1 protein-coding gene is annotated in these 219 nt (G+C 51.6%); it reads right to left on the bottom strand.

Annotated features, from left to right (window positions below; genetic code table 11):
• A partial coding sequence (locus N6P30_RS24555) for a transposase (RefSeq protein ID WP_183273477.1) occupies window positions 1-219 on the bottom strand: 219 nt, incomplete at both ends.

Raw genomic sequence — 219 nt, 5'->3', positions numbered from 1 at the left:
CGGGTGAACGTTTTGAAACTGACATTAACCGACTTTGCGCGCTTGCTGACACTGGTGTAATCCGGGCAGCGCAACGGAACATTCATCAGTGTAAAAATGGAATCAATAAAACCCTGTGCAGCCCGCAGGGTCAACCTGAACACGCGTTTAATGACCAGAACGGTGGTGATGGCGAGATCAGAATAGCGCTGAGGTCTTCCCCGTGATGAAGGCGTTGCC

Source organism: Enterobacter sp. PL1, from assembly GCF_945957325.1.
GTDB classification, from domain to species: Bacteria; Pseudomonadota; Gammaproteobacteria; order Enterobacterales; family Enterobacteriaceae; genus Enterobacter; species Enterobacter roggenkampii.
Note: the sequence above shows the minus strand (reverse complement) of the source record. Positions and strands in the feature narration are given on the sequence as shown.